This is a genomic window from Mycobacterium sp. SMC-4 (assembly GCF_050205565.1).
Taxonomy (GTDB): Bacteria; Actinomycetota; Actinomycetes; order Mycobacteriales; family Mycobacteriaceae; genus Mycobacterium.
Genome location: NZ_JBNMQU010000009.1, coordinates 247,375 through 273,083 on the forward strand (window position 1 = coordinate 247,375; position 25,709 = coordinate 273,083).

At 68.5% G+C, this 25,709-nt stretch carries 24 protein-coding genes and 2 pseudogenes; 19 read left to right on the plus strand and 7 right to left on the minus strand.

The features are described 5' to 3' along the window. Position 1: 1 nt before the first annotated feature. Positions 2-388 carry a PaaI family thioesterase gene (locus ACQI46_RS17605; protein WP_427095303.1) on the minus strand — a complete coding sequence of 129 codons (387 nt, stop codon included), beginning with the start codon at positions 386-388 and terminating at the stop codon, positions 2-4. 22 nt (positions 389-410) lie between these two features. Between ACQI46_RS17605 and map the strand changes: the two genes are divergently transcribed. The 3 genes from map to ACQI46_RS17620 all read left to right on the plus strand — a co-directional run bounded on the left by map (position 411) and on the right by ACQI46_RS17620 (position 2,553). Continuing rightward, entirely contained in the window at positions 411-1,271 is an 861-nt protein-coding gene (gene map, locus ACQI46_RS17610) for a type I methionyl aminopeptidase (protein WP_427095304.1), read from the plus strand. After that, complete coding sequence (locus ACQI46_RS17615) at positions 1,268-1,927, plus strand: hypothetical protein (RefSeq protein WP_427095305.1); 660 nt, start codon at positions 1,268-1,270, stop codon at positions 1,925-1,927. Before map ends, ACQI46_RS17615 begins: the two co-directional genes overlap by 4 nt. Before the next feature lie 62 nt (positions 1,928-1,989). Next, positions 1,990-2,553 (plus strand): alpha/beta fold hydrolase, encoded by a 564-nt coding sequence (locus ACQI46_RS17620; RefSeq protein ID WP_427095306.1) that lies wholly within the window; start codon positions 1,990-1,992, stop codon positions 2,551-2,553. A gap of 1 nt (position 2,554) precedes the next feature. On the opposite strand, the gene ngg is transcribed toward ACQI46_RS17620, so the two are convergent. Together ngg and ACQI46_RS17630 are read right to left on the minus strand one after the other, a co-directional pair. Further along, positions 2,555-4,324 carry an N-acetylglutaminylglutamine synthetase gene (gene ngg, locus ACQI46_RS17625; RefSeq protein ID WP_427095307.1) on the minus strand — a complete coding sequence of 590 codons (1,770 nt, stop codon included), beginning with the start codon at positions 4,322-4,324 and terminating at the stop codon, positions 2,555-2,557. Beyond that, positions 4,321-6,126, minus strand: a complete 1,806-nt coding sequence (locus ACQI46_RS17630) for an N-acetylglutaminylglutamine amidotransferase (RefSeq protein ID WP_427095308.1) — start codon at positions 6,124-6,126, stop codon at positions 4,321-4,323. The genes ngg and ACQI46_RS17630 overlap by 4 nt, the downstream gene beginning before the upstream one ends. Before the next feature lie 287 nt (positions 6,127-6,413). On the opposite strand from ACQI46_RS17630, the gene ACQI46_RS17635 reads away from it, so the two are divergent. The 7 genes from ACQI46_RS17635 to ACQI46_RS17665 all read left to right on the plus strand — a co-directional run bounded on the left by ACQI46_RS17635 (position 6,414) and on the right by ACQI46_RS17665 (position 12,609). Beyond that, positions 6,414-7,784 carry a glutamine synthetase family protein gene (locus ACQI46_RS17635; protein ID WP_427095309.1) on the plus strand — a complete coding sequence of 457 codons (1,371 nt, stop codon included), beginning with the start codon at positions 6,414-6,416 and terminating at the stop codon, positions 7,782-7,784. Positions 7,785-7,803: 19 nt separating this feature from the next. Further along, a complete protein-coding gene (locus ACQI46_RS17640) occupies positions 7,804-8,541 on the plus strand; it encodes a gamma-glutamyl-gamma-aminobutyrate hydrolase family protein (RefSeq protein ID WP_427095310.1) in 738 nt (245 codons plus the stop codon). Further along, the gene (locus tag ACQI46_RS17645) at positions 8,541-9,920 is read left to right on the plus strand and encodes an aldehyde dehydrogenase family protein (protein ID WP_427095311.1); all 1,380 of its coding nucleotides are present in this window, start codon (positions 8,541-8,543) and stop codon (positions 9,918-9,920) included. Before ACQI46_RS17640 ends, ACQI46_RS17645 begins: the two co-directional genes overlap by 1 nt. Then, on the plus strand, positions 9,917-10,693 hold the full coding sequence (locus ACQI46_RS17650; RefSeq protein ID WP_427095343.1) for a 3-oxoacyl-ACP reductase: 777 nt from the start codon (positions 9,917-9,919) through the stop codon (positions 10,691-10,693). Before ACQI46_RS17645 ends, ACQI46_RS17650 begins: the two co-directional genes overlap by 4 nt. A 6-nt stretch (positions 10,694-10,699) precedes the next feature. Then, a complete protein-coding gene (locus tag ACQI46_RS17655; protein WP_427095312.1) occupies positions 10,700-11,419 on the plus strand; it encodes a FadR/GntR family transcriptional regulator in 720 nt (239 codons plus the stop codon). Between the two features lie 44 nt (positions 11,420-11,463). After that, on the plus strand, positions 11,464-11,787 hold the full coding sequence (locus ACQI46_RS17660) for an ArsR/SmtB family transcription factor (protein ID WP_427095313.1): 324 nt from the start codon (positions 11,464-11,466) through the stop codon (positions 11,785-11,787). A gap of 201 nt (positions 11,788-11,988) precedes the next feature. Beyond that, positions 11,989-12,609: a superoxide dismutase gene (locus ACQI46_RS17665; RefSeq protein ID WP_427095314.1), complete on the plus strand. Its 621-nt coding sequence runs from the start codon at positions 11,989-11,991 to the stop codon at positions 12,607-12,609. 136 nt (positions 12,610-12,745) lie between these two features. On the opposite strand, the gene mtr is transcribed toward ACQI46_RS17665, so the two are convergent. Both mtr and ACQI46_RS17675 read right to left on the minus strand, forming a co-directional pair. Beyond that, a complete protein-coding gene (mtr, locus tag ACQI46_RS17670) occupies positions 12,746-14,158 on the minus strand; it encodes a mycothione reductase (protein ID WP_427095315.1) in 1,413 nt (470 codons plus the stop codon). Continuing rightward, positions 14,151-15,182 carry an alpha/beta hydrolase gene (locus tag ACQI46_RS17675; RefSeq protein WP_427095316.1) on the minus strand — a complete coding sequence of 344 codons (1,032 nt, stop codon included), beginning with the start codon at positions 15,180-15,182 and terminating at the stop codon, positions 14,151-14,153. Before ACQI46_RS17675 ends, mtr begins: the two co-directional genes overlap by 8 nt. A 104-nt stretch (positions 15,183-15,286) precedes the next feature. Between ACQI46_RS17675 and mqo the strand changes: the two are divergent. The 5 genes and pseudogenes from mqo to ACQI46_RS17700 all read left to right on the plus strand — a co-directional run. Further along, positions 15,287-16,834 (plus strand): annotated as a pseudogene (gene mqo / locus ACQI46_RS17680) (malate dehydrogenase (quinone)); the annotation flags it as partial. Between the two features lie 14 nt (positions 16,835-16,848). Further along, positions 16,849-17,295 carry a GNAT family N-acetyltransferase gene (locus ACQI46_RS17685; RefSeq protein WP_427095317.1) on the plus strand — a complete coding sequence of 149 codons (447 nt, stop codon included), beginning with the start codon at positions 16,849-16,851 and terminating at the stop codon, positions 17,293-17,295. A gap of 70 nt (positions 17,296-17,365) precedes the next feature. Beyond that, positions 17,366-18,574, plus strand: coding sequence for a uroporphyrinogen-III C-methyltransferase (cobA, locus tag ACQI46_RS17690; protein WP_427095318.1), 1,209 nt, complete (start codon positions 17,366-17,368; stop codon positions 18,572-18,574). A gap of 33 nt (positions 18,575-18,607) precedes the next feature. Then, the gene (locus tag ACQI46_RS17695) at positions 18,608-20,230 is read left to right on the plus strand and encodes an MFS transporter (protein ID WP_427095319.1); all 1,623 of its coding nucleotides are present in this window, start codon (positions 18,608-18,610) and stop codon (positions 20,228-20,230) included. Positions 20,231-20,319: 89 nt separating this feature from the next. Continuing rightward, entirely contained in the window at positions 20,320-22,074 is a 1,755-nt protein-coding gene (locus ACQI46_RS17700) for a proline--tRNA ligase (RefSeq protein WP_427095320.1), read from the plus strand. A gap of 4 nt (positions 22,075-22,078) precedes the next feature. Here the strand turns inward: ACQI46_RS17700 and ACQI46_RS17705 are convergent, their stop codons facing one another. Together ACQI46_RS17705 and ACQI46_RS17710 are read right to left on the minus strand one after the other, a co-directional pair. Then, the gene (locus ACQI46_RS17705) at positions 22,079-22,546 is read right to left on the minus strand and encodes a ferritin-like domain-containing protein (protein WP_427095321.1); all 468 of its coding nucleotides are present in this window, start codon (positions 22,544-22,546) and stop codon (positions 22,079-22,081) included. Further along, positions 22,543-23,082, minus strand: a complete 540-nt coding sequence (locus ACQI46_RS17710; protein WP_427095322.1) for a hypothetical protein — start codon at positions 23,080-23,082, stop codon at positions 22,543-22,545. Before ACQI46_RS17710 ends, ACQI46_RS17705 begins: the two co-directional genes overlap by 4 nt. 138 nt (positions 23,083-23,220) lie before the next feature. Between ACQI46_RS17710 and rimP the strand changes: the two genes are divergently transcribed. From rimP to ACQI46_RS17730, 4 genes and pseudogenes are all read left to right on the plus strand, one after another. Further along, complete coding sequence (rimP, locus tag ACQI46_RS17715) at positions 23,221-23,748, plus strand: ribosome maturation factor RimP (RefSeq protein ID WP_427095323.1); 528 nt, start codon at positions 23,221-23,223, stop codon at positions 23,746-23,748. Positions 23,749-23,751: 3 nt separating this feature from the next. Beyond that, a pseudogene (gene nusA / locus ACQI46_RS17720) lies at positions 23,752-24,748 on the plus strand (transcription termination factor NusA); the annotation flags it as partial. 115 nt (positions 24,749-24,863) lie between these two features. Further along, the gene (locus ACQI46_RS17725) at positions 24,864-25,205 is read left to right on the plus strand and encodes a YlxR family protein (protein WP_427095324.1); all 342 of its coding nucleotides are present in this window, start codon (positions 24,864-24,866) and stop codon (positions 25,203-25,205) included. 127 nt (positions 25,206-25,332) lie between these two features. Beyond that, a partial coding sequence (locus ACQI46_RS17730) for a translation initiation factor IF-2 N-terminal domain-containing protein (RefSeq protein ID WP_427095325.1) occupies positions 25,333-25,709 on the plus strand: 377 nt, incomplete at its 3' end.

The following is a 25,709-nucleotide window of genomic DNA, read 5'->3' on the forward strand; positions in this document are numbered from 1 at the left end:
GTCAGCGCGGGTCGAGCACAGCGAAACTCAGGGTGGCCCGTGCGGCCAGCCGGTTGCGCGCCGCGTCGGTGACGTCCACGGCGATGACCGACAGCCGCCGTCCCGCACGCACCACGGTGGCTTCGGCGCGCGCCGGGCCCTCCAGGATCGGCGCGAGGAAGTGGATCGTCATGTCCGCGGTCGTGACATCCTGGCCCGGTCCGACGTGGCGATCGGCCAGCCGGCCGGCTGCGATGTCGATCAACGTGGCCACCAGCCCGCCCTGCAGGGCACCTCGCCGGTTGACCAGGTCCGGTCGGTTGTCCAGCTCGACGATCAACCGCTCGTCGCTGTCTTCGATGTCGCGGAAATCCAGCTGGGCGAACAAGTGACCCGGGGTGACCTGCATGGGCGAACGCTAGCATTGGCACATGTCAGTACGGACCGCACTCCGACCCGGCGTGGTGTCGCCGATGCTGTCGGTGCCCTCCTCGATCCCGCGCCCGGAGTACGTCGGCAAGTCGACCGCCGCGGAGGGCTCCGAGCCGTGGGTGCAGACCCCCGAGGTGATCGAGAAGATGCGCGTCGCCGGGCGCATCGCCGCCGGCGCGCTCGCGGAAGCGGGCAAGGCGGTCGCACCGGGTGTGACCACCGACGCGCTGGACCGCATCGCCCACGACTACATGACCGACCACGGCGCCTACCCGTCGACGCTGGGCTACAAGAACTTCCCGAAGTCGTGCTGCACGTCGCTCAACGAGGTGATCTGCCACGGCATCCCGGACTCGACCGTCATCGAGGACGGCGACATCGTCAACATCGACGTCACCGCCTACATCGACGGCGTGCACGGCGACACCAACGCGACGTTCCTGGCCGGCGACGTCTCCGAGGAACACCGGCTGCTGGTCGAGCGCACCCACGAAGCGACCATGCGCGCCATCAAGGCCGTGAAGCCCGGCCGGGCGCTGTCGGTCGTCGGGCGCGTCATCGAGGCCTACGCGAATCGCTTCGGGTACAACGTGGTTCGTGACTTCACCGGCCATGGCATCGGCACCACCTTCCACAACGGACTGGTGGTCCTGCACTACGACCAGCCGTCGGTGCAGACCGTGCTCGAACCGGGCATGACGTTCACCATCGAACCGATGATCAACCTGGGCGGCCTCGACTACGAGATCTGGGACGACGGGTGGACAGTGGTGACCAAGGACAGGAAGTGGACTGCGCAGTTCGAACACACCCTGGTGGTCACCGATTCGGGTGCTGAGATCCTGACCCTGGCCCCATGATCGGGCGGGCCGCGGTGGCGGGGCTGATCCTGACCGTGACGGCCGGCTGCTCGACCGTGGTCACCGGAAGCCCCACCTGGCCCGGCGCCCGCCTGGAACGGGTCTTGCTCACCGAGGCCGACTTTCCGCCCGGAGTGCTCTACGAACGCGTCGTCAAGGACGCCGGGCAACCGGACGGCGCCGAGGCGCCGCCGGCCATGATGTCGCGTCCGCGCGGCTGCAGCGACGCGCTCACCCGGGACATCGCCTCGACCGCCGAGCGCGGACCGGGCAGCGCCGCGGAGTACGTCGTCGCCTACGACGGCGCGCGCATGGTGATCACGGTCCTGTCCTGGTCGTTGAACCTCGAGCGGCTGGCGGCCACCGCACAGCGGTGTGCCGAGTTCGAGACGTTCTTCGACCCGTCGGATCCCGGCATCCCGATGACCACCACCAAGATCGACGGTCCGCGGCCCGGGGCGCTGGTCTACCAGCAGACGATGCGGCTGGCCGGCTCGGAGAGCAGCGTGTACTTCTCCTTCGAAAACATCGGCGCCACCGCCGTTTTCGGCATCGCTTTCCCCACCCCGGATCCTTCGATTCCCGTCAAAGGGACACTGCCGCAAACTTTTCTGGACGTGGCCGACCGGCAGGCGCAGCGCGCGCAGGCCGCGTGAAGCCCGCCTCAACCACCGGAAAAGCGGCCCGCCACACGCGTCGGGCACTGTAGCGTTACGCAATGCCCTCTCCCATGATCACCGTGGACGGCTTCGGCGTGCCCGTCGATGTCGCCGGACCCGAGAAGGGGTCGGTCGTGGTGTTGCTCAGCGCAGCGCAGAAGGCCCCTTCGGCGTACGAGGCCGTCTGCCAGCGGCTGCACACCGCCTCGTTGAAGACGGTGGTGATCGGGCCCGATCCGCGCCTGACGGGGAAATCCGTGGTCGGCATCCTCGACTCGCTCGACGTGCCGTGGGCGCTGTTGGTGGGGGACCGTTCCGGCGGAGAGCTGGCGTGGGAACTGGCCGCCACCCGCCTGGACCGGTTCATCGGTCTGGTCGTCGTCGACCGCGGTCACCCGCGCGTCGCCGACCACACCGGGACGGTGCGCGACGAGCATTGTCCGCCGGTCGAATTGAACACCACCGCGTTGGTCAGCAACAGCGCCGCCCGCGCGGTCGCGCAGGCCAGCCAGCGCTATGTCTACGGTGAGTACCGGGTGGTCGACCTGCTGGGTCGGCGCCAAGCGTCGGACTCCACGGCGCAGTTGGCCGCGGAGATCGTGCTGCGCACCAGCACGTGGTGAACTACTGGTTGGGCGCCTCGTCAGGCGTCCACGCCTGCGGCAGCCCGGGCTGATTGGGAAACAGGAAGTCCACGAACGCCGCCGCGGTGGGCTGCGGCTCGTGGTTGGCCAACCCGGGCCGCTCGTTGGCCTCGATGAAGACGTACTCCGGTTTGGTGACGTCGGGAACAAGCAGATCGATTCCGGTGACCGGGATCCCGATGGCCGCGGCGGCAGCGACGCCGACACGACACAACTCGGGGTGGACGGTCGCGGTGACGTCGTGAATGGTGCCGCCCTGATGAAGATTCGCGGTGCGGCGCACCCGCAGGTGCTCGCCCTCGGGCAGCACGTCGTCCAGGCTGTAGCCGGCTTCCCTGACCGTCGACTCGGTCACCACGTCCATCGGGATCTTCGACTCGCCGCCCGTGGCAGCGGCCCGGCGGCGGCTCTGCGCCTCGATCAACTCGCGGATGGTGTGGCGGCCGGTGCCGATGACCTCGGCCGGCATCCGCAGCGCGGCGGCGACGACCTTGCCGTCGATGACCACCAGCCGCAGATCGTCACCGGGGGCGCGCTGTTCGATGAGCACCTCGGGATGCTGTTCACGGGCGCGGGCGAGCGCGGCGTCGAGCTCGTCGGCACCGTCGACCCCGACCGTGATGCCCTTGCCCTGCTCACCTCGGGTGGGTTTGACGACGACGTCGCCGACTTCGGTGACGAAGTCGTGGTCGGCCTGGTCGAAGGTGGCCAAACGGCCCTTCGGCACGGTGATCCCGGCTTCGGAGACGATTCGGCGGGTCAGCCGCTTGTCGTCGCAGCGTGCCATCGCCACCGCAGAGGTGTACTCCGACAACGATTCCCGTGTCACGACGCTGCGGCCGCCGTGTGACAGCCGCATCTCGCCGGCCTCGGCGTCGAGCACCTCGACCCAGATGCCGCGGCGCATCGCCTCGTCGGCGATGATGCGCGCGTACGGGTTGAGGTCGTCGACGGTTTCGGGCGGATGGGTGAACAGCGGTTCGTTGATCGCGTTCTTGCGCTTGACGGCCATCACCGGCACCCGGCTGAAGCCCAGCTTCTCGTAGAGCGCGATCGCCGCGGTGTTGTCGTGGGTGACCGACAGGTCCATGTAGGCACGCCCACGCTCGCGGTACAACGACGCCAGCGTGCGCGTCAGTGCCGCTCCCACACCGGGCAGCGCCGCGGCGGGATCCACGGCCAGCGTCCACAGGCTCGACCCGTTCTCCGGGTCGTCGAACAGCGTGGCGTGGTCGACGCCGGTGACGGTACCGATCACGGTGCCGTCCTCGGTCACCGCGACCAGGTAGTCCACCGACTCCTGCTCGCGGTGGTTGTCCCAGATCACGTCGGTGGGGGCCGGCACCATGCCGCAGCGCACATAGACGCGGTTCATCGCGTCGGCGTCGTCGCGGCTGTTCAGCGTGCGAATGGTGAACCCGTTGAGCGTGACGGGCTCGTCCTCGACGTCGGTGAAGCGCAGACGGTAGGTGTGGCTGGGATCGATGAACAACTCCGCCGGCGCCTTGGACACCAACACGTGCGGTTCGCGCGCGTAGATGCAGATGTCGCGTCGGCCTTGGGCCTCGTCGCGCAGCACGCTCGCCAGCTGTTCGGGGTCGGCGAACGTCTGCCCGAAAAGCAGCCGGCCCCAACCGAGCTCGAGGACCACATCGTCGGCCATGGCGTCGACGAGTTCGGGCGGCGAGGCGTCGTGCAACGCCATGGTGATGGCTTCGCTGCGCTCGGCTGCGGGATCGATCATGGTCATGCTGCCGGTCCGTTGATCCCGTGCCGCTGCAACCACAATTCCAGCAGCGCGATCTGCCAGAGTTCGTTGCCCCGCAACGGGGTCAGTTTGCCGTTCGGGTCGGCGAGGAGGCGCTCGACGGCTTCGGGGCGGAACAGTCCGCGCTCCTTGGCCGCCGGCGCGTACAGCGCGTCGCGGACCAGCCCCAGGTACGGCCCCTCCAGGTGGGTCAGGGCCGGCACCGGGAAGTAGCCTTTGGGCCGATCGATGACGTCGGCCGGAATGACTTGTCGCGCAGCCTGCTTGAGCACACCCTTGCCTTCGTGGGCGGTCTTGAGTTCCGGCGGGCAGGTCGCGGCGAGCTCGACGAGCTCATGGTCGAGGAACGGAACCCGGCCCTCCAGACCCCACGCCATGGTCATGTTGTCCACCCGCTTGACGGGGTCGTCGACCAGCATCACCGTGGTGTCCAGTCGCAGCGCGCGATCGACACCGGTCTGCGCGCCCGCTCGCGCGAAGTGCTCGGTGACGAACAGCTCGCTGGGGTCGTCGGCCGTGGCAAAGGCGGGGGACACCAGCGAGGCGTAGGCGGAATGGTCGCGGTCGAAGAACGCGGCGCGGTAGCTGGCCACCGAGCCCTCCACCGACGCGGCCTCGGGCGCGCCCATCGGCGGGTACCAGTGGTAGCCGGCGAAGACCTCGTCGGCGCCCTGCCCGGACTGGACCACCTTGACGTGCTTGGACACCTCCTCGGAGAGCAGGTAGAAGGCGACGCAGTCATGGCTGACCATGGGCTCGCTCATCGCTCCGATCGCACCGTCGAGCGCCGGCAGCATGCGGTCGGTGCCGATGCGGATCTGGTGGTGATCGGTGCCGAACCGCTCGGCGATGATGTCGGAGTACTTGAACTCGTCGCCCTGGACCCCGCCGACCGATTCGAAACCGATCGAGAACGTCTTCAGGCCCACCTGGCCGGCTTCGGCGAGCAGGCCGACGATCAAGCTGGAGTCCACGCCGCCCGACAGCAGGCAGCCGACGGGCACGTCGGCAACCAGACGCCGCTTGACCGCGACCCGCAGAGACTCCAGTACCGCGTCCTCCCAGTCCCGCTCGGACCAGCCGGCACGTTCCTCACGGCGCGAGAAGTCGGGCTCCCAGTAGGTCGTGGTGGTGCGCGTGCCGTCGGGTTCGATCGCGACGAGCGAAGCCGGTGGGACCTTGGTGACGCCGCGCAGGATCGTCCGCGGCGGCGGCACCACCGAGTGGAACGTCAGGTAGTGGTGCAGCGCGATCGGATCGATGCGGGTGTCCACATCCCCGCCGGCGAGCAGCGCGGGCAGTGACGACGCGAATCGGATGCGGTCGGAATTCTCGCTGAGATAGAGCGGTTTGATGCCGAGCCGGTCGCGGCCCAGCAGTACCCGGCCGCTGTCGCGTTCGACGATGGCGAAGGCGAACATCCCCTTGAGCCGGTCGACGAAGCGGTCACCCCAGTGGTGGTAGGCCTTCAGCAGCACCTCGGTGTCGCTGTGGGAGAAGAACCGGTAGCCGTGCCCGCTGAGTTGGTCGCGCAGCTCTTCGTAGTTGTAGATGCAGCCGTTCCACGCGACGGTCAGACCGAGCTCCGAGTCGACCATCGGCTGGGCGCCGGCCTCGCTGAGGTCGATGATCTTCAGCCGCCGGTGGCCGAGCGCCACGCGGCCCTGCGACCACGCCCCGGCGGCATCCGGTCCGCGCGGGACCATGAGATCCGCCATCTTCGTGACGGCGCTGATATCGGGTGATCTTCCGTCAAGGCGTACCTCGCCGGTGGCTCCACACACCTGTTCGACCCTACTCCAAAAACGTCGTTGCCTGGCCACTGCGACGGGCCGGAACGGCGCGACGCGGGGATTATTTACCCGGGCTTCAACCGGCCAAACCCAGTCGGGTCGATCAAGATCGAGACGAGCGTCACAGCGGCGCACCGGCACGCGACGGTCATTGGTCTGGCGTCCGACCTTTGGGCGTGGCAACCTGTCATCCTGAGCAGCCCGCTGCTCGCTGTCGTCCTGAGCAGCCCACTGCTCGTGGGGCCCGAGTCCCGTCCACCGATACGAGGCAGGTACTGATGAGCGCCGGCGCACGAGGTCTGCTGTCCCCGACCCAGCTCGAGGAACTGGTCGCCGCCGGCGACATCGACACGGTGATCGTGGCGTTCTGCGACATGCAGGGCAGGTTGACCGGCAAGCGCATCTCGGCCCGGCTGTTCGTCGAGGACGTCGCCGAGCACGGCGCCGAGTGCTGCAACTACCTGCTGGCCGTCGACGTCGACATGAACACCGTCGACGGCTACGCGATCTCCAGCTGGGAGACCGGCTACGGCGACATGGTGATGACCCCGGACATGACCACGCTGCGACGCGTGCCCTGGCTGCCCGGCACCGCGCTGGTGATGGCCGACCTCTCCTGGACCGACGGCCGTCCCGTGCGCCAAGCACCGCGCGGGATCCTGCGCGCCCAGCTCGACCGGCTGGCCGAGCGCCAACTCGACGCGATCGCGGCCACCGAGCTGGAATTCATGGTCTTCGACACCGGATTCCGCGATGCCTGGGCGGCCGGCTACCGCAACCTGCGGCCGTCCAGCGACTACAACATCGACTACGCGATGCACGCTTCGACCCGCATGGAGCCGCTGCTGCGCGACATCCGTCTGGGTATGGACGGCGCAGGCATGTTCTGCGAGGGCGTCAAGGGCGAGTGCAACCTCGGCCAGCAGGAAATCGGCTTCCGCTACGACCACGCACTGGTCACGTGTGACAACCACACGATCTACAAGAACGGCGCCAAAGAGATCGCCGACCAGCACGGCAAGAGCATCACGTTCATGGCGAAATTCGACGAGAGCGAAGGCAACAGCTGCCACATCCACATCTCGTTCCGCGGGCAGGACGGTTCGGCCGTGTTCGCCGACGACTCCGACGAGCTCGGCATGTCGCCGATGTTCCGGCAGTTCATCGCCGGCCAGCTCGCCACCATGCGCGACTTCACGCTCCTGTATGCGCCGAACATCAACTCCTACAAGCGATTCGCCGAAGCCAGCTTCGCGCCCACGGCGGTGGCGTGGGGTCTGGACAACCGCACCTGCGCACTGCGGGTCGTCGGGCACGGCCACGGCATGCGCATGGAGAACCGCGCGCCCGGCGGCGACGTCAACCAGTACCTGGCGGTCGCCGCCCTGATCGCCGGCGGTCTGTACGGCATCGAGAACGAGCTGGAGCTGCCCGACGCGGTGGACGGCAACGCCTACACCAGCGGCGCCGACCGGCTGCCCACCACGCTGGCCGAGGCGGTGGAGTTGTTCGAGAACTCGGCCATCGCCCGGGCGGCCTTCGGCGACGACGTCGTCGACCACTACGTCAACAACGCGCGCATCGAACTGCGCGCGTTCAACGCCGCCGTCACCGACTGGGAGAGGATCCGCGGCTTTGAACGGTTCTGAACACCGCCCGGTGGTCGGGATGACCACCTACCTGCAGCAAGCGCAGACCGGTGTGTGGGATGTACGCGCCAGCTTCCTGCCCGCCATCTACTTCGAAGGCGTCGGCATGGCCGGCGGCATCGCGACGCTCCTGCCGCCCCAGCCGGTTGACGAAACCGTCGCCCACCGCATCCTCGACGGGCTCGACGCGGTGGTCATCACCGGCGGCCCCGACCTCGATCCCGCCGCCTACGGCAGCCCCCGCCATCCGGCCACCGACGAGCCCAAACCGGACAGTTGCACCCGGGACGCGTTCGAATTGGCCTTGATCCGTGCGGCTTTGGCGCGGCGGATGCCGGTGCTGGGAATCTGCCGCGGCGCGCAGGTGCTCAACGTCGCACTCGGCGGCACCCTGCACCAGCACCTGCCCGACGTCGTCGGCCACACCCGCCACCAGCAGGGCAACGCGGTGTTCAGCACCTCGTCGATCACCACCGTGCCGCACACCCGGGTGGCGTCACTCGTCGGCCCCGCCACTGACGCCCAGTGCTACCACCACCAAGCCATCGACCGGCTCGGCGACGGGCTGATCGTGTCCGCCGCCGACACCGACGGCGTCATCGAGGCCGTCGAGACCGACCCCCGCCAGTACCCGGACCACTGGGTGGTGGCCGTGCAATGGCACCCCGAGGAGCGCCTCGACGACCTGCGGCTGTTCGCCGGTCTGGTCGATGCGGCCGCGGGTTACGCCGCGCGCAAGACACAGGAGGTGAGCTGATGACCGTCAGCGAAGTGATCAATCCCGCGACCGAGGAGGTGCTGCGCACCGTCGAGATGTGCGACGAGGCCGCTGTCGACGACGCCGTGGCCCGCGCCGCGGTGGCCCAACGCGCGTGGGCGCGCCAGGCGCCGGCCGCGCGCGCCGAGGCGTTGCGCGCGTTCGCCGCGGCGGTCGACGCCCACATCGACGAACTCGCGGCGCTGGAGGTCGCCAACTCCGGGCACCCGATCGGCAACGCACGCTGGGAGGCCGGACACGTGCGCGACGTGTTGCAGTACTACGCGGCCGCGCCGGAACGGTTGTCCGGCAGGCAGATTCCCGTCGCCGACGGCTGGAACGTGACGTTTCACGAGCCGCTCGGGGTGGTCGGGGTGATCACGCCGTGGAACTTCCCGATGACCATCGCGTCATGGGGGTTCGCGCCGGCGCTGGCCGCCGGTAACGCGGTGCTGGTCAAACCCGCGGAATGGACGCCGTTGACCACGATGCGCCTCGGTGAACTGGCCGCCGAGGCGGGGCTGCCCGCCGACCTGTTCCAGGTGCTGCCCGGTCGGGGATCGGTGGTGGGGGAGCGGTTCGTCACCCACCCCGGCGTGCGCAAGATCGTGTTCACCGGCTCCACCGAAGTGGGCACCCGAGTGATGGCCGGCGCCGCCCGGCAGGTCAAACGCGTCACCCTCGAACTCGGCGGAAAGAGCGCCAACATCGTCTTCGACGACTGCGATCTGGAACGCGCCGCGGCCACCGCGCCCTACGGCGTCTTCGACAACGCCGGCCAGGACTGCTGCGCGCGAAGTCGGATCCTGGTGCAGCGCAATGTGTTCGACCGGTTCATGGAACTGCTCGAGCCCGCCGTGCAGGGTGTGAAGGTGGGCGACCCGGGTGCCGAGGAGACGGAGATGGGGCCGCTGGTGTCCAAGAAGCACTGGAACTCGGTGGCCTCGTTCGTGCCCGACGACGCGCCGGTGGCGTTCCGGGGCGCTGCCCCGTCGGGTCCGGGATTCTGGTTCCCGCCGACGGTGCTGACCCCGCAGCGCAGCGACCGCACCGTCACCGAGGAGATCTTCGGGCCCGTCGTGGCCGTGCTGCCGTTCGACGACGAAGCCGACGCGATCGCGCTGGCCAACGACACCGAATACGGTCTGTCCGGCTCGATCTGGACCGACAACCTGTCCCGAGCGTTGCGCGTGTCGCGCGCCATCGAGGCAGGCAACCTGTCGGTCAACTCGCACTCCTCGGTGCGCTACACCACCCCCTTCGGCGGCTTCAAGCAGTCCGGGCTGGGCCGCGAGCTCGGACCTGATGCGCCGCTGTCCTTCACCGAAACCAAGAACGTCTTCATCGCCGTCCCCGCCGACCAGGAGGTTGCTCACTGATGGATCTGACCCAACGTATGGCCGGCAAGGTCGCGGTGATCACCGGCGGCGCCAGCGGCATCGGACTGGCCAGCGCGCGGCGGCTGCACGCCGAGGGGGCCACGATCGTCATCGGCGACATCGACCCCAACACCGGCAAGACCGTCGCCGAGGACCTCAACGGCACGTTCGTCCAGGTCGACGTTTCCGACCAGGTGGCGGTGGACGCGCTGTTCGACACCGCCGCCGAGAAATACGGATCGGTCGACGTCGCGTTCAACAACGCCGGCATCTCCCCGCCCGAGGACGACCTGATCGAGAACACCGGCATCGAGGCATGGCAGCGGGTGCAGGACATCAACCTCAAGTCGGTGTTCTTCTGTTGCAAAGCCGCACTGCGCCACATGGTTCCGCAGCAGAAGGGCTCGATCATCAACACCGCGTCGTTCGTGGCGGTGATGGGTTCGGCCACCTCACAGATCTCCTACACCGCATCCAAAGGCGGCGTGCTGGCGATGTCGCGCGAGCTCGGCGTGCAGTACGCCCGGCAGGGTATCCGGGTCAACGCGCTGTGCCCCGGACCGGTGAACACCCCGCTGTTGCAGGAGCTGTTCGCCAAGGATCCCGAGCGCGCTGCCCGCCGGCTGGTGCACGTGCCCGTCGGCCGGTTCGCCGAGCCTGAGGAACTCGCCGCCGCGGTCGCGTTTCTGGCCAGCGACGACGCGTCGTTCATCACGGCGTCGTCGTTCCTGGTCGACGGCGGCATCAGCGGCCACTACGTGACGCCGCTGTAGCCCGAGATGTGTTCACCGGACCCCGTCGACGTCAGCGCGGCATTGCTGCGTCCGGACCGGCCGGTCAACGCGTTCGAGGACACCGTCGAACGGCTGTTGCAGACCATCCGGCTCGGGGTGCTGCAGCCCGGGCAGTCCTTGCCGCCCGAGCGGGAACTGGCGGCGCGGCTCGGTGTCAGCCGAGACACCGTGCGCGAGGCGATCAAGTCGCTGGCCGAGGCCGGCTATCTGGTCACGCGGCGCGGCCGCTACGGCGGCACGTTCCTGGCCGATGCGTCGCCGGTCCCGCGCTGCACCGACGCGCGCCTCGACCGCGCGGAGATCGACGACATCCTGCGGTTGCGCGAGATCCTCGAGGTGGGGGCCGCGCGGATGGCGGCGAGCCGGCCGCACAGTGCCGAGGAGCGGCAGGCGTTGCAGGCCCGGCTGGCCGACGTGCGCAGCGCGGCGCCGGGGGACTACCGCAGGCTGGACTCCCGCTTGCACCTGGCCATCGCCGAGGCGGCGGGCGTGCCGTCACTGGTGCCGCTGGTCGCGCACAACCGGATGCGGCTGAACGAGTTGCTCGACGCGATCCCGTTGCTCTCCCGCAACATCGCGCATTCCGACGACCAGCACGCAGAGATCGTGGCGGCCATCCTGATGGGTGACGCCGAGACCGCCGCGCAGACGATGACCGCGCACGTCCGTGCGTCCGCAGCCCTGCTGCACGGCTTCCTGGACTGACCGGGTAGCCCGCCGCGCGGCCCTCGAGGACTAAATTGGCTGCCATGGAGGATGCGCAGCTGGTGGAACGGGCGTCGTCGGCGCTGGCCGAGGTGGACACCCCCAGCTGGGCGCAGCGCTTCGACCTGGTCTCGGATCCGCACCGGCTGGAGATCCTGCTGTGTCTGCATCGTGCGCCGGACATCTGCGTCAGCGATTTGGCCGCGGCGCTGGGCCGCTCGGAAAACGCCGTGTCCCAGGCGTTGCGGGTGCTGCGCCAACAGGGCTGGGTGAGCAACACGCGGGCGGGCCGATCGGTGACCTACCGGCTGGAAGACGAAACGGTCCACGACCTGCTGCATTGGATCGGTGCGCGGCACCACCACTGACGCCTGACGTCGTATGGGCGGCCATGGCGGCTGATGTGCTGCATCGATGCCGCTCATGACCAACCTCGCAGCCAGGCTAACACAGATATGAATATCTGAACACTCAGACATATATTGGTCCGGGTGGGCATGATTGGTGGCCCCGTCGACGGGTATGAAGCCGCGACGGACGCACGCCGGCCTACACGAGAAAGGACCCGCATGGCTGAGTACACGCTCCCCGACCTGGACTACGACTACGGCGCGCTGGAACCGCATATCTCCGGCCAGATCAACGAGATTCACCACAGCAAGCACCACGCCACCTACGTCAAGGGCGTCAACGACGCACTGGCCAAGCTCGCCGAGGCCCGCGCCGGCGACGACCACGCGGCGATCTTCCTGTACGAGAAGAACCTCGCATTCCACCTCGGCGGCCACGTCAACCACACCATCTGGTGGAAGAACCTTTCGCCGGACGGCGGCGACAAACCCACGGGGGAACTCGCCGCCGCCATCGACGACCAGTTCGGGTCCTTCGACAAGTTCCGCGCGCAGTTCGCCGCGGCCGCCAACGGACTGCAGGGATCGGGCTGGGCGGTGCTGGCTTACGACACCCTCGGCGACAAACTGCTGACCTTCCAGCTGTACGACCAGCAGGCCAACGTGCCACTGGGCATCATCCCGCTACTGCAGGTCGACATGTGGGAACACGCCTACTATTTGCAGTACAAGAACGTCAAGGCCGACTACGTCAAGGCCTTCTGGAACGTCGTCAACTGGGCCGACGTCCAGCAGCGGTTCACCGCCGCGACAACAAAGGGCAACGGTCTGATCTTCTGATGCCGCCGTCCCGGCGGCTCCTGCCTAATGCCGCCGTCCCGGCGGCTCCGGCTCAATGCCGCCGTCCCGGCGGCTCCGGCTCAATGCCGCCGTCCCGGCGGCTCCTGCCTAATGCCGCCGTCCCGGCGGCTCCGGCTCAATGCCGCCGTCCCGGCGGCCATGGCGGCTCGCCACACAACGTCAACAACGCATTCTCGATCACCTCCGGCAGCGCCGGATGAATCCAGTACTGGCCCCGCGCCATCTCCTGGGCGGGCAGATCGAACGCCATCGCCTGCACCAGCGGCTGGATGATCGACGACGCCTGATGGCCCATGATGTGCGCGCCCAACAGCAGGCCGGTGTCGTCGTCGACGATCAGCTTCGCGAAACCGTGCGTGTCCTCCATCGCCCAGCCGTAGGCCACGTCGCTGTAGTCCTGCACCTTCGAGCGGATGCGGTAACCCGCTGCGCGCGCTTCGTTCTCGGTCATTCCGACCGACGCGATCTGCGGTTCGGTGAACACCGCCGACGGCACGAACCGGTGGTTGGTCCGCATGAGCGACTCGGTGTCGTCCCAATCCTGCAGCAGGTTGTGCTTGACCACCCGGGCCTCGTGGTTGGCGACGTGCTTGAGCTGATACGGCGAGCTCACATCACCGAGCGCGAACACGTTTCGGGCTGTGGTCCTTTGGAATTCGTCGACCAGTACCCGTCCGCCGTCGACCTTCACGCCCGCATGCGCGACGTCCAGGAGATCGCCGTTGGGCACCCGGCCGGTGGCCACCAGCAGCGCGTCGCCCCGCAACGCGGACCCGTCGTCGAGCTTGACGGTCACCCCCGAGTCGTCAGAGCTGCCACCGACGATGTTGCGGCGACTGCGGATCTCCCACTTCTTGCCGGCGATGTCGGTGAACCGCTCGCAGATCGTGTCGTCGGTGTGGCTGAGCATGGTGGTGCCCCGCAACACGATCGTCACCCTGCTGCCCAACGACGAGAACACATGCGCGAACTCCGCCGCGACGAAGCCGCCGCCGACGATGATGATGTGCTCCGGGAGCTCTGAGATCCGCATGATGGTGTCGCTGGTGTGGTAGCCCACACCGCAGTCCAGGATCGCCGGCGGCACCGTCGCGCGGGCCCCGGCGGCGATCACCACCTGCTCCGCGGTGAACTCGTCGCCGTCCTCGGTGCGCAACCGGTATCCCGAATCACCGCTGCCCGCGGCGAATTTCGTGTGACTGTCGAACACCTCGACATTCGGGGAAGACCGCCGATAGTGCTCACCGCCGGTCGCGAGCGGATCGATACGCCCGAACACCCGCGACACGATGTCGGGCCAACGCGTGCCATGGAGCGCTCCGTCGATGCCGAACCGGCCGGCGTCAGCGATCTGACCTGCCACCCCCGCGGCGTAGACGAACATCTTCGTCGGGATGCATCCGACGTTCAGGCACGTTCCGCCGAACACCCCCTTCTCGCAGATCGCCACCCGCTTGTCGACATATCGTTCGTCGAGAATGGTGTTACCCGAACCCGTTCCGATGATCGCGATGTCGAAATCAGCCATGCCCGCTCTTTTCCTCGGATGGTGTGGCGTCCGCCGTCGCGGCCCCATGGTCGGTCAGATACCAGTCCAGCCAGCGGTCCAACTCGGCGTACGCCGCCGCGCGCGGCTGCGCGAGCGACAAGAACACGTCGTGCTTGGCGTCGACCACCGGGACGACGGTGCTGCGGTTGCCGATGCATCCCGCCCACCGCGCGATCTGGGCGACGTCGAGCACCGCGTCACCGCGTTGAATCGATTCCGGGTCGGCGACCTCGCGCACGCTGTGATCCGAACGCAAGATCAGGTTGGGCACCCCGACGTCCAGACCGCGGTGCAACCGCGCGTGGCCACGCCGGACGGCGTGCAGCCATCCGAACGTGACGGGGAATCCGCCGATGGGCTTCCAGGTCAGGTCGTAGTCGAATTCGCCGGCGTAGTCGCGGTGCAGCGACGTCCCGTAGCCGCCTTCGCCGGGCCGCCGCACCACCGTCTTCGCCAGCAGCCGGCCCAACGCCATCAGCGCGGCCGACGTCGGCGCCGAACGGAGCACCGCCGGTCCGTGCAGATCCAGAAACGGGCTGTTGAGAACCAGCCCTGTTATCCCCAGCTCGGTGGTTCGGCCGGCCCGTCTGACCCGGTCCAACCACAGGGACACCACCAACCCGCCCGCGGAATGTCCGCACAGGAGCACGTCGGCGCCGGTGGCCGCCGTGATCGTGGTGACCGCGAGCTCGAGCTCGACGTCGTAGCGCGCCAGGTCGGTGGTGAAGTGCGGAGTCTGCCCGGGGCGGTGCGACCGCCCGCATTTGTGCAGGTCCAGGGCATAGCAGGCGAAGCCGCGGGCGGCCAGATGATCGGCGAGCTCGGTGTGGAAGAAATAGTCGGTGTAGCCGTGCACCAACAGCACCGCATGGCGCGCGGACCGGTCGTGGGCGCCGCGGCGCACCAGAGTCGCCTCGAGTTCGCCCTCACCATCGGGATCGGGACCCAGCAGGAACGTACGCCGCCAATATCCGGGCAGCACATCGGGCTCCCAACCAGACACGACAGCCACCCTAATGCGAGGGTGGTCGGAAGGTTGGGCACCAGCACGCCGGGATAACCTGAACACCGGTAAGCCGTGAGCAACGGACCGCGACCACGAAGGACCACGAACAGGTGTCGGAAGCAGAGAAGACAGACGTCCTGCTGGTAGGGGCGGGCATCATGAGCGCGACCCTCGGTGCGTTGCTTCGGTTGGTCGAGCCGAACTGGTCGATCACCTTGGTCGAGCGCCTCGACGGTGCGGCCGCCGAGAGCAGCGACCCGTGGAACAACGCCGGCACCGGGCACTCGGCGCTGTGCGAGCTGAACTACACGCCGGCGCGCCCGGACGGCACGATCGACATTGCCAAGGCCGTGAACGTCAACGAACAGTTCCAGGTGTCGCGGCAGTTCTGGGCCTACGCCGTGGAGAACGGTGTGCTGCCCGACGTGCGCAGCTTCCTCAATCCCATTCCGCACGTCAGCTTCGTCGCGGGCGAAGACAACGTGCGGTACCTGCGGCGCCGGTACGACGCTCTGGTGACCAACCCGCTCTTCGGGTCGATGGAGTTCATCGACCGCCCCGACGAGTTCGCGCGGCGGCTGCCGTTGATGGCAGAAGGCCGTGATTTCTCCGAGCCGGTGGCGCTGAACTGGACGCAGGACGGCACCGACGTCGACTTCGGATCGCTGTCACGCCAGCTGATCGGCTTCTGCGCCAAGCAGGGCATGACCACGCTGTTCGGCAACGAGGTCCGCGATCTGAGCCAGAACTCCGACGGCAGCTGGACCGTCAAGATCGTCAACGGTCGCAACGGCCGCAAGCGCACCATCAACGCCCGCTTCGTCTTCGTCGGCGCCGGCGGTGGTGCGCTGCCGCTGCTGCAGAAGGCAGGAATCAAGGAAGCCAAGGGCTTCGGCGGGTTCCCGGTCGGCGGCCAGTTCCTGCGCACAGACAATCCCGTTCTCACCGCGGGGCATCAGGCCAAGGTCTACGGGCTGCCGCCGCTGGGCGCGCCGCCGATGTCGGTGCCCCACCTCGACACCCGGGTGATCAACCGCAAGTCGTGGCTGCTGTTCGGCCCGTTCGCGGGCTGGTCGCCCAAGTTCCTCAAGCAGGGCAAGGTCACCGACCTGCCGTTCTCGGTCAAGCCCAACAACCTGGTCTCCATGCTGGGCGTGGGTCTGACCGAGATGGGACTGCTGCGCTATCTGATCGGCCAGCTGCTCCAGAGCCCGGCCGCGCGCGTGGATTCGCTGCGCGACTTCGCGCCCAGCGCTCAGGATTCGGACTGGGAACTCGACATCGCCGGACAGCGCGTACAGGTCATCCGCAAGGCCAAGGGCAAAGGCGGCGTGCTGGAGTTCGGCACCACCGTGCTGGCCGCCGGCGACGGCAGCATCGCCGGTCTGCTCGGCGCCTCACCGGGAGCCTCGACCGCGGTCCCGGCGATGCTCGACGTCATGCAGCGCTGCTTCTCCGACCGGTATGCGGGCTGGACTCCCACCCTCAAGGCCATGATCCCGTCGCTTGGTACGCAATTGTCCGACGAGCCAAAGCTTTTCGAACAAGTGTGGGAGCACGGAACCAGGGTGCTCAAGCTCGACAAGCCGGCCAGTGGCGTCCCCGACACCACCGGCACCGAGCACACAGCGACCGCGGCGACCGTTTGACAGCGCAGCACGCCATGACCGTCGGGCTGCGCCGCAGCTGGGCCAAGGACCTGGACGCAGCGACGCTGTACGAGCTGCTCAAGCTGCGCGTCGAGGTGTTCGTCGTCGAACAGGCGACGCCGTACCCCGAGCTCGACGGACGTGACCTGCTGGCCGAGACGCGGCACTTCTGGCTCGAAAACTCCGACGGCACAGTCGTTTCCACGTTACGACTGATGGAGGAGCATCCGGGCGGGGTGAAGGCCTTCCGGATCGGCCGGGTCTGCACCAAGCGCAGCGATCGTGGGCGGGGGTACGCCGCGCGGCTTCTGCAGGCGGCGCTGGCCGAGGTCGGCGACCACCCGTGCCACATCAACGCCCAGACATACCTGATCGAGATGTACTGCAGCCACGGATTCGTCCGCGACGGCGACGAATTCCTCGACGACGGGATTCCACACGTGCCGATGGTGAAGCCTTGACCGCCACCGATCCCGTCGGCGGCTTCGTCGAGGCCGCCGCAACCTCTAAGCTCGCCGGGTGACGCGCTCCATGAGTACTGATGATGCCTACCTGGTGGGGCTACGGCTGGCCGGCAAGAAGGTCGTCGTCGTCGGCGGGGGAACCGTGGCGCAACGACGTCTTCCGCTGCTGGTCGCCAGCGGCGCCGACGTGCACGTCATCACCAAGGCGGCCACCCCGGTCGTCGAGGCCATCGAGGGAATCACCCTGACGCTGCGCGAGTTTCGTGACGGAGACCTCGACGGCGCCTGGTATGTGATCGCCGCCACCGATGACCCGGACGTCAACGCCGCGATCGTCGCCGGAGCCGAGCGCCGGCGCGTGTTCTGCGTACGCGCCGACATCGCGGTCGAAGGCACCGCGGTGACACCGGCGACCTTCGACTATGAGGGCCTGTCCGTCGGTGTCCTGGCCGGCGGAGAGCACCGCCGCTCGGCGGCCATCCGCACCGCGATCCGCGAGGCCCTGCAGCAAGGTCTGATCGCCGAGAGCGACGAGGACGCTCCCGGCGTCGTCAGAGGCGGCGTCGCGCTCGTCGGGGGCGGCCCGGGCGACCCGGAACTGATGACCGTGCGCGGCCGGCGCCTGCTGTCCCACGCCGACGTAGTCGTCGCCGACCGGCTGGCCCCGCAGCAACTGCTCGCCGAACTGTCACCCGACATCGAGGTGATCGACGCCGCGAAGATCCCGTACGGCCGTGCCATGGCGCAGGACGCGATCAACGCCGTGCTCATCGACCGGGCCCGCCAGGGCAAGTTCGTCGTGCGGCTCAAGGGTGGGGATCCGTTCGTGTTCGCGCGCGGTTACGAAGAGGTGATCGCCTGCACCGAGGCCGGCATCCCGGTGACCGTCGTACCGGGTGTGACCAGCGCCATAGCCGTCCCCGCCCTGGCGGGCGTGCCCGTCACGCACCGCGGTCTGAACCACGAGTTCGTGGTGGTCAGCGGCCATGTTGCGCCGGGGCACCCCGAATCGTTAGTGAATTGGGATGCGCTGGCCGCGATGAGCGGCACGATCGTTTTGCTGATGGCCGTCGAACGCATCGAGTTGTTCGCCAAAGTTCTTCTCGACGGCGGCCGACCAGCGGATACACCGGTTTTGGTGGTCCAGCACGGCAGCACCAGCGCGCAACGAATTTTGCGGTCGACGCTGTCGGAGGCCCCCGAGCGGATCCGGTCCGACGGTATCCGGCCCCCGGCGATCATCGTGATAGGGGCGGTGGCCGGCTTCGGGGCTTAGAGGATTCTTAAGATTACTGTAGGGTAGCTCGTTATGACGGCTCTCAACGATGCGGAGCGTGCCGCCATCCACCGTGATGCTGAAGGTAGAGAAAAGCGAGGCTCGAATCGGGCCTCGGGACGAGCTCTGCCCGCACGAATCGCGGAGACGGCCGGCGGCCGCGGAGGCGACGGAGCACGAGTAGGTAAGACGCCGGCATGGTTGCCGTCGCGGCGGTTCATCGCCGCGGTCATCGCGATCGGCGGCATGCAGCTGCTGGCCACGATGGACAGCACCATCGCCATCGTCGCGTTGCCCAAGATCCAGGACGAACTCAACCTGTCCGACGCCGGACGCAGCTGGGTCATCACCGCCTACGTGCTGACCTTCGGCGGCCTGATGCTGCTCGGTGGGCGCCTCGGCGACACCATCGGCCGCAAGCGGACCTTCATCGTCGGCGTCACGCTGTTCACGATCGCGTCGATCCTGTGCGGCATCGCCTGGGACGAGGCCACGCTGGTGATCGCCCGGCTGCTGCAGGGCGTCGGCGCGGCCATCGCGTCGCCGACCGCGCTGGCGCTGATCGCGACGACGTTCCCCAAGGGGCCCGCCCGTAACGCGGCCACCGCGGTGTTCGCCGCGATGACCGGCGTCGGATCCGTGATGGGTCTGGTGGTCGGCGGTGCCCTCACCGAGGTGTCCTGGCGCCTGGCGTTCCTGGTGAACGTCCCGATCGGCCTGATCATGATCTACCTGGCGCGCCGGACGCTGCGCGAGACCAACCGTGAGCGTCTCAAGCTCGACGCCGCAGGAGCGCTGCTGGCGACCATGGGCTGCACCGCGGCGGTGTTCGCGTTCTCGATGGGCCCCGAGGCCGGGTGGACCTCACCGGTGACCCTGGGCTCGGGTGTGGCCGCCGTCGGCTGCCTGATCGCGTTCCTGTGGGTCGAACGCACCGCGGAGAACCCGGTCGTGCCGTTCGAGCTCTTCCTCGACCGCAACCGCGTCGCCACATTCGCCGCGATCTTCCTGGCCGGCGGCGTGATGTTCACGCTGACCGTGCTGATCGGGCTGTACGTGCAGGACATCATGGGGTACAGCGCGCTGCGGGCGGGCATCGGCTTCATCCCGTTCGTCATCGCGCTGGGCATCGGTCTGGGGCTGTCCTCGGCGCTGGTGTCGAAGTTCCCGCCGCGGGTGCTGGTGATCGGCGGCGGCGTGCTGGTGCTGGCGGCGATGATCTACGGCTCCACGCTGGACGCGAACATCCCGTACTTCCCGAACCTGGTCCTGCCGATCACCATCGGCGGATTGGGCATCGGCCTGATCGTCGTCCCGTTGACCGTGTCGGCGATCGCCGGGGTCGGGTTCGACCAGATCGGTCCGGTGTCGGCGATCGCGCTGATGCTGCAGAACCTGGGCGGTCCCGTCGTGCTGGCCATCATCCAGGCCGTCATCACCTCGCGCACGCTGTACCTCGGCGGAACCACCGGCCCGGTCAAGGACATGAGTCCCGCGGAACTGCACGCCCTGGATCAGGGCTATACCTACGGACTGCTGTGGGTGGCGGCGGTGGCGGTGATCGTCGGCGGGGCGGCGCTGTTCATCAAGTACACCGCTGAGCAGGTGGCGCACGCGCAGGAAGTCAAGGACGCGATCGACGCCGGAGAGCTCTAGCTCGCCTGCGATTTCGGCGTGACAACCTACGCACAGCGACGGTAAGCACGCCGAAATCACGCGGGGCGCGACAAGTAAGGTGATCGCTCGTGATCACCCGCATGTCCGAGCTGTTCCTGCGCACGCTGCGCGACGATCCAGCCGACGCCGAAGTCCCCAGCCACAAGCTGCTCATCCGTGCCGGCTATGTGCGCCCCGTGGGCCCCGGGCTGTACAGCTGGCTGCCGCTCGGATTGAAGGTGCTGCGCCGCATCGAGAAGATCGTGCGCGAGGAGATGGACGCCATCGGCGGCCAGGAGATCCTGTTCCCGGCGCTGCTGCCGCGCGCGCCGTACGAGACCACCAACCGCTGGACCGAGTACGGCGACACGTTGTTCCGCCTGCAGGACCGCCGCAACAGCGACTATCTGCTGGGACCCACCCACGAAGAGATGTTCACCCTGACCGTCAAAGGCGAGTACTCGTCGTACAAGGACTTCCCTCTGCGGCTCTACCAGATCCAGAACAAGTACCGCGACGAAGCCCGCCCCCGTGCCGGCATCCTGCGCGGACGCGAGTTCCTGATGAAGGACTCCTACTCTTTCGACGTCGACGACGACGGTCTCAAGAAGGCCTACGACGCACACCGCGAGGCCTATCAACGGATCTTCGATCGGCTCGCGGTCCGCTACGTCATCGTCTCGGCGGTGTCGGGGGCGATGGGTGGCAGCGCCTCCGAGGAGTTCCTCGCCGAGAGCGAGGTCGGCGAAGACACCTATGTGCGGTGCCTGGAGTCCGGCTACGCCGCCAACGTCGAGGCCGTGGTCACCAAGGTGCCCGACCCGCTGCCGATCGACGGGCAGCCCGAGGCCACCGTGTACGACACCCCCGACACGCCCACCATCGCCACCCTCGTCGACTGGGCCAACAGCGCCGACCTCCCGCAGTTCACGGGACGGACCGTGACGGCCGCCGACACCCTCAAGAACGTGCTCCTCAAGGTCCGCGAACCCGGCGGCGACTGGGAGCTGTTGGGCATCGGTGTGCCCGGCGACCGCGAGGTCGACGACAAGCGTCTGGGCGCGGCACTGGAACCCGCTGAGTACGCACTGCTCGACGACGCCGACTTCGCCCGGCATCCGTTCCTGGTCAAGGGCTACATCGGCCCCAAAGGACTGCAGGACAACGGGGTTCGATACCTGGTGGACCCCCGCATCGTCGACGGCTCCTCCTGGATCACCGGGGCCGACCAGCCCGGCCGCCATGTCGTCGGTCTGGTCGCCGGACGCGACTTCACCCCCGACGGCACCATCGAGGCCGCCGAGGTCCGGGAGGGCGACCCGTCGCCCGACGGCGCCGGACCGCTGGTCGCCGCGCGCGGCATCGAGATCGGCCACGTCTTCCAGCTGGGCCGCAAGTACGCCGACGCGTTCACCGCCGACGTGCTCGGTGAGGACGGCAAGCCGGTGCGGCTGACCATGGGCAGCTACGGCATCGGGGTGTCGCGGTTGGTCGCGGTGATCGCCGAACAGCAGCACGACGAGCTCGGGTTGCGTTGGCCCGCATCGGTGTCGCCGTTCGGGGTGCACGTGGTGATCGCCAACAAGGACGCCGAAGCCCGCGCCGGCGCCACCGAGCTGGCCGCCGAGTTGGACCGCATGGGCATCGACGTACTGCTCGACGACCGCCAGGCCTCGCCGGGTGTGAAGTTCAAGGACGCCGAACTGCTGGGCGTGCCGTGGATTGTCGTCGTCGGACGTGGATGGGCCGACGGGGTGGTCGAACTCCGCGATCGGTTCAGCGGCGAGAAGCGCGACGTGCCGGTCGCCGCGGCCGCGACGGACATCGCCGCCGCCGTGCGCTGAGGCGCTACTCGGTGCCGCCGGGAAACGCGACGGTGACCGGGATCGTGTCCTGCACTGCGCGCCACCGCGCCGCGGTGACCGCGGTCTCGATCATCGCCGCGACGGCGAACGCCCGCACGGTCTCATCGGTGGCCTGCTCGACGACGGCGCGCCACGCGGTGGCGCCGTCCTGCTCCATGCGCACGGCGAGTTCGGCTGCGGCGGCCGGATCGTCGACCGCGAGGGGCAACTCGTAGCCGGCCGCCGGCAGGGGCACGGTCACCTCACGCTCCTCGAGCAACGCGATCGCCTCCTCGCGGCGGCGCCGATGCTCGGCCATCGCGTCGGCGACGAGGTAGTTGATCTCCGGATCCGAGTGCGCCGAGACCATCCCGTAGCCGTAGATGGTGGCGTGCTCGGTGGCCACCGCGTCGAACAGCGCGCCCTCGGCGCTGTCGCTGGGCCGGGTGGGGATCGGCTCGGATGACGTCATCGCGATGCTCCCGGCGGGCTCAGTGCCACGGTGTAGGCCGCGGTGCACGCCGCGGCGATCGACGCCAACAGCCCGGCCCGGTAGCCCGAGAGAGCAGCCGCCGCGCTCGCGGCACTGTCGGCCGACGCACGCAGCGCACCGACCACGTCCGCCGCGGTGGGCGGCGGCGGGGCCGGGGTGTTCGCCGCCGTCGACGTCGCGGTGGTCACCGTCACCGAGGTCGTCGGCGCGGCCGCGCCGGTCATCCGCACGATCTCGTCGGACAGCGCCTCGGCGTGTGCGGCCCGCTGCGCGGCGACGTCGGTCAGGGTGTCGGCCATCGGGCCGCGCGTCGCGGCGGCGACCTCTTCGGCCAACGTGGCATCGGCGCGGGCCCGGTCCAGTGCGGTGGTCAGGTCGTCGAGATCGGGCGGTGGAGTGGGAGCCGAGCAACCCGCCGACGTCACCGCGGCCGCGCCGAGCACCGCGAGTCCGGCCGCGCCGGCCAGGACGCGTCGACGGCTGACGGTCGGCGGACGGCTCGGCACGTGCCACATCCTGCCAGGTGGCCCGACCCCGGCCGAGCGGACCGTCTTTTCTCGTCGGACGGTCCTCTCCGCTGGCGTATCGTTGGGAAAGTTCGCAGCAGACGCCGCTGCGACCGGGTCCGGACAATTCAACATGAGGAGCTCGCCGTGGCTGAGCGGTCTGCGGGATTGCCGTCGCAAGGACAGGTGATCGAACTGCTCGAGGGGGCCTTCGCGCGCGCCGGATACGACCTCGAGGACGTCGTGCTCGACACCGCCGCCCGACCGCCCCGCATCACCGTCGTCGCAGACAGCGACTCTGGTCTCGACCTCGACGCGGTCGCGGCGCTGTCTCGGACCGCTTCGGCTCTGCTCGACGAGCTCGACACCCCCGCGTACGTGCTGGAGGTGACCTCACCCGGCGTCGACCGACCCCTGACCACGCCCACGCACTTCCGTCGGGCGCAGGGCCGCAAGGTGGAGATGACGCTGTCGGACGGGGAGACACTGACCGGCCGTCTCGGGCCCATCGAAGGGGAGTCCATCCGCGTCGTGGTGCGTCACGGCCCGCGCGCCGACCTCTCGGTGCGCGACATCGCACTCGGGAGCGTCGTCAAAGCTGTTGTCCAGGTGGAGTTTTCGCCGCCCAATCCGCGTGAGCTGGAACTGGCCGGCCAATCCGGAAAGGAGGGCTAGAGCGTGAACATCGACATGGCTGCCCTGCATGCGATCGAGGCCGACAAAGGGATCAGTGTGGAGATCGTCGTCGAGACGATCAAGTCGGCGCTGTTGACCGCGTATCGGCACACCGACGGCCACGAGCCCGACGCGCGGATCGACATCGATCGCAAGACCGGTGTGGTCAAGGTGATGGCGCGTCAGACCGACGCCGACGGCAACGTGCTGCACGAATGGGACGACACCCCCGAGGGCTTCGGCCGGATCGCGGCCACCACGGCCCGGCAGGTCATCCTGCAGCGCCTGCGCGACGCGGAGAACGAGAAGAACTATGGCGAGTTCTCCGCCAAGGAAGGCGACATCGTCGCCGGTGTCATTCAGCGCGACGCACGCGCCAACGCCCGCGGCCTGGTGGTGGTGCGGATGGGCAGCGAGATCAAGGGCAACGAGGGCGTCATCCCGGTCGCCGAACAGGTGCCGGGGGAGAGCTACGAGCACGGCGACCGGCTGCGCTGCTACGTCGTCGGCGTCACGCGCGGCGCGCGCGAGCCTCTGATCACGCTGTCGCGGACGCATCCGAACCTGGTGCGCAAGCTGTTCTCCCTGGAGGTGCCCGAGATCGCCGACGGATCCGTCGAGATCGTCGCGGTCGCGCGGGAGGCCGGGCACCGCTCCAAGATCGCGGTCACCTCGCGGATGCCCGGCCTGAACGCCAAGGGCGCCTGCATCGGCCCGATGGGGCAGCGCGTGCGCAACGTGATGAGCGAACTGTCCGGCGAGAAGATCGACATCATCGACTTCGACGAGGACCCCGCACGCTTCGTCGCCAATGCGTTGTCGCCGGCCAAGGTGGTCTCGGTGACCGTCATCGACGAGGCTGCCCGGGCCGCGCGGGTGATCGTGCCCGATTTCCAGCTGTCGCTGGCCATCGGCAAGGAAGGTCAGAACGCACGGCTGGCGGCGCGGCTGACCGGTTGGCGCATCGACATCCGCAGCGACGACGCCGCCGCCGACGCCGCGTCGGAACGACGACACTCCCGCCCGGACGCGGTGGGGGAGAGCTGACACGCCGCGCCGATTCGGCTTATTGCACCGGTTTTCTTTTCGATGCCGCCGTGGCGGTAGACTCACCTGTGATCCAGCGCGAGAAATCGGCTCGGATGCGCAAAAGCACCGACATCCCCTCCGGGGGCCCGGTGCGGACGTGCATCGGATGCCGAAAACGAGAGTTGGCCGTCGAACTGCTTCGAGTTGTCGTTGTCGCCGACGGTGATGGTTCTGGGAATGGTCCCAGCGTCGTGACCGTTGACGCAGCGAGGACGCTGCCGGGGCGGGGTGCCTGGCTGCATCCCGATCCACAGTGTCTGCACGCGGCGATTCGCCGGCGGGCATTCGGCCGAGCGTTGCGGATCACCGGTTCACCGGACATCACCGCGGTGACGGAGCGCTTCGGAGCATCTGCCGAGGCGCCCTGATCGCCCGGCCGCAGAAGAACAGGTAGCGAAGAACATGAGCACACCGTGAAGTCCCGATGACCATGCGTCATAGCTAAACCGAGGCGCGGCGCCTACCACCGCTGTCGCCTCTCAGACAGGAGAAGTAGTGGCAGGTAAGGCCCGCGTGCACGAGTTGGCCAAGGAACTCGGTGTCACAAGCAAAGAAGTACTCGCCCGGCTCAGTGAACAGGGCGAATTCGTCAAGTCCGCCTCGTCGACCGTCGAGGCGCCGGTAGCCCGTCGTCTGCGTGAATCGTTCGGTGGCGGCAAGCCCGCGGCCGACAAGGCTTCGGCCGCCAGCGGCAACGGCGCTCCCAAACCGTCCGCGCCCGAACGCAGGCCGGCACCCAAACCGTCCGCTCCGGTGGCCCAGCAGCCTGCGGCCCCCGCGGCCCCCGCTGCGCCCGAGGCGCCCCGGCCCGTGCCCGGCCCGCCCACTCCGGCGGCCGCCGCTGCACCGCCGCCGCCGGCACCGCCCGCGCC

Bases quoted from the DNA above. Each gene is read 5' to 3' on its own strand.
- ACQI46_RS17605 (WP_427095303.1), bottom strand. From the start codon at position 388: ATGCAGGTCACCCCGGGTCACTTGTTCGCCCAGCTGGATTTCCGCGAC.
- map (WP_427095304.1), top strand. From the start codon at position 411: ATGTCAGTACGGACCGCACTCCGACCCGGCGTGGTGTCGCCGATGCTG.
- ACQI46_RS17615 (WP_427095305.1), top strand. From the start codon at position 1,268: ATGATCGGGCGGGCCGCGGTGGCGGGGCTGATCCTGACCGTGACGGCC.
- ACQI46_RS17620 (WP_427095306.1), top strand. From the start codon at position 1,990: ATGCCCTCTCCCATGATCACCGTGGACGGCTTCGGCGTGCCCGTCGAT.
- ngg (WP_427095307.1), bottom strand. From the start codon at position 4,324: ATGACCATGATCGATCCCGCAGCCGAGCGCAGCGAAGCCATCACCATG.
- ACQI46_RS17635 (WP_427095309.1), top strand. From the start codon at position 6,414: ATGAGCGCCGGCGCACGAGGTCTGCTGTCCCCGACCCAGCTCGAGGAA.
- ACQI46_RS17640 (WP_427095310.1), top strand. From the start codon at position 7,804: ATGACCACCTACCTGCAGCAAGCGCAGACCGGTGTGTGGGATGTACGC.
- ACQI46_RS17645 (WP_427095311.1), top strand. From the start codon at position 8,541: ATGACCGTCAGCGAAGTGATCAATCCCGCGACCGAGGAGGTGCTGCGC.
- ACQI46_RS17655 (WP_427095312.1), top strand. From the start codon at position 10,700: ATGTGTTCACCGGACCCCGTCGACGTCAGCGCGGCATTGCTGCGTCCG.
- ACQI46_RS17660 (WP_427095313.1), top strand. From the start codon at position 11,464: ATGGAGGATGCGCAGCTGGTGGAACGGGCGTCGTCGGCGCTGGCCGAG.
- ACQI46_RS17665 (WP_427095314.1), top strand. From the start codon at position 11,989: ATGGCTGAGTACACGCTCCCCGACCTGGACTACGACTACGGCGCGCTG.
- mtr (WP_427095315.1), bottom strand. From the start codon at position 14,158: ATGGCTGATTTCGACATCGCGATCATCGGAACGGGTTCGGGTAACACC.
- ACQI46_RS17685 (WP_427095317.1), top strand. From the start codon at position 16,849: ATGACCGTCGGGCTGCGCCGCAGCTGGGCCAAGGACCTGGACGCAGCG.
- cobA (WP_427095318.1), top strand. From the start codon at position 17,366: ATGAGTACTGATGATGCCTACCTGGTGGGGCTACGGCTGGCCGGCAAG.
- ACQI46_RS17695 (WP_427095319.1), top strand. From the start codon at position 18,608: ATGACGGCTCTCAACGATGCGGAGCGTGCCGCCATCCACCGTGATGCT.
- ACQI46_RS17705 (WP_427095321.1), bottom strand. From the start codon at position 22,546: ATGACGTCATCCGAGCCGATCCCCACCCGGCCCAGCGACAGCGCCGAG.
- ACQI46_RS17710 (WP_427095322.1), bottom strand. From the start codon at position 23,082: ATGTGGCACGTGCCGAGCCGTCCGCCGACCGTCAGCCGTCGACGCGTC.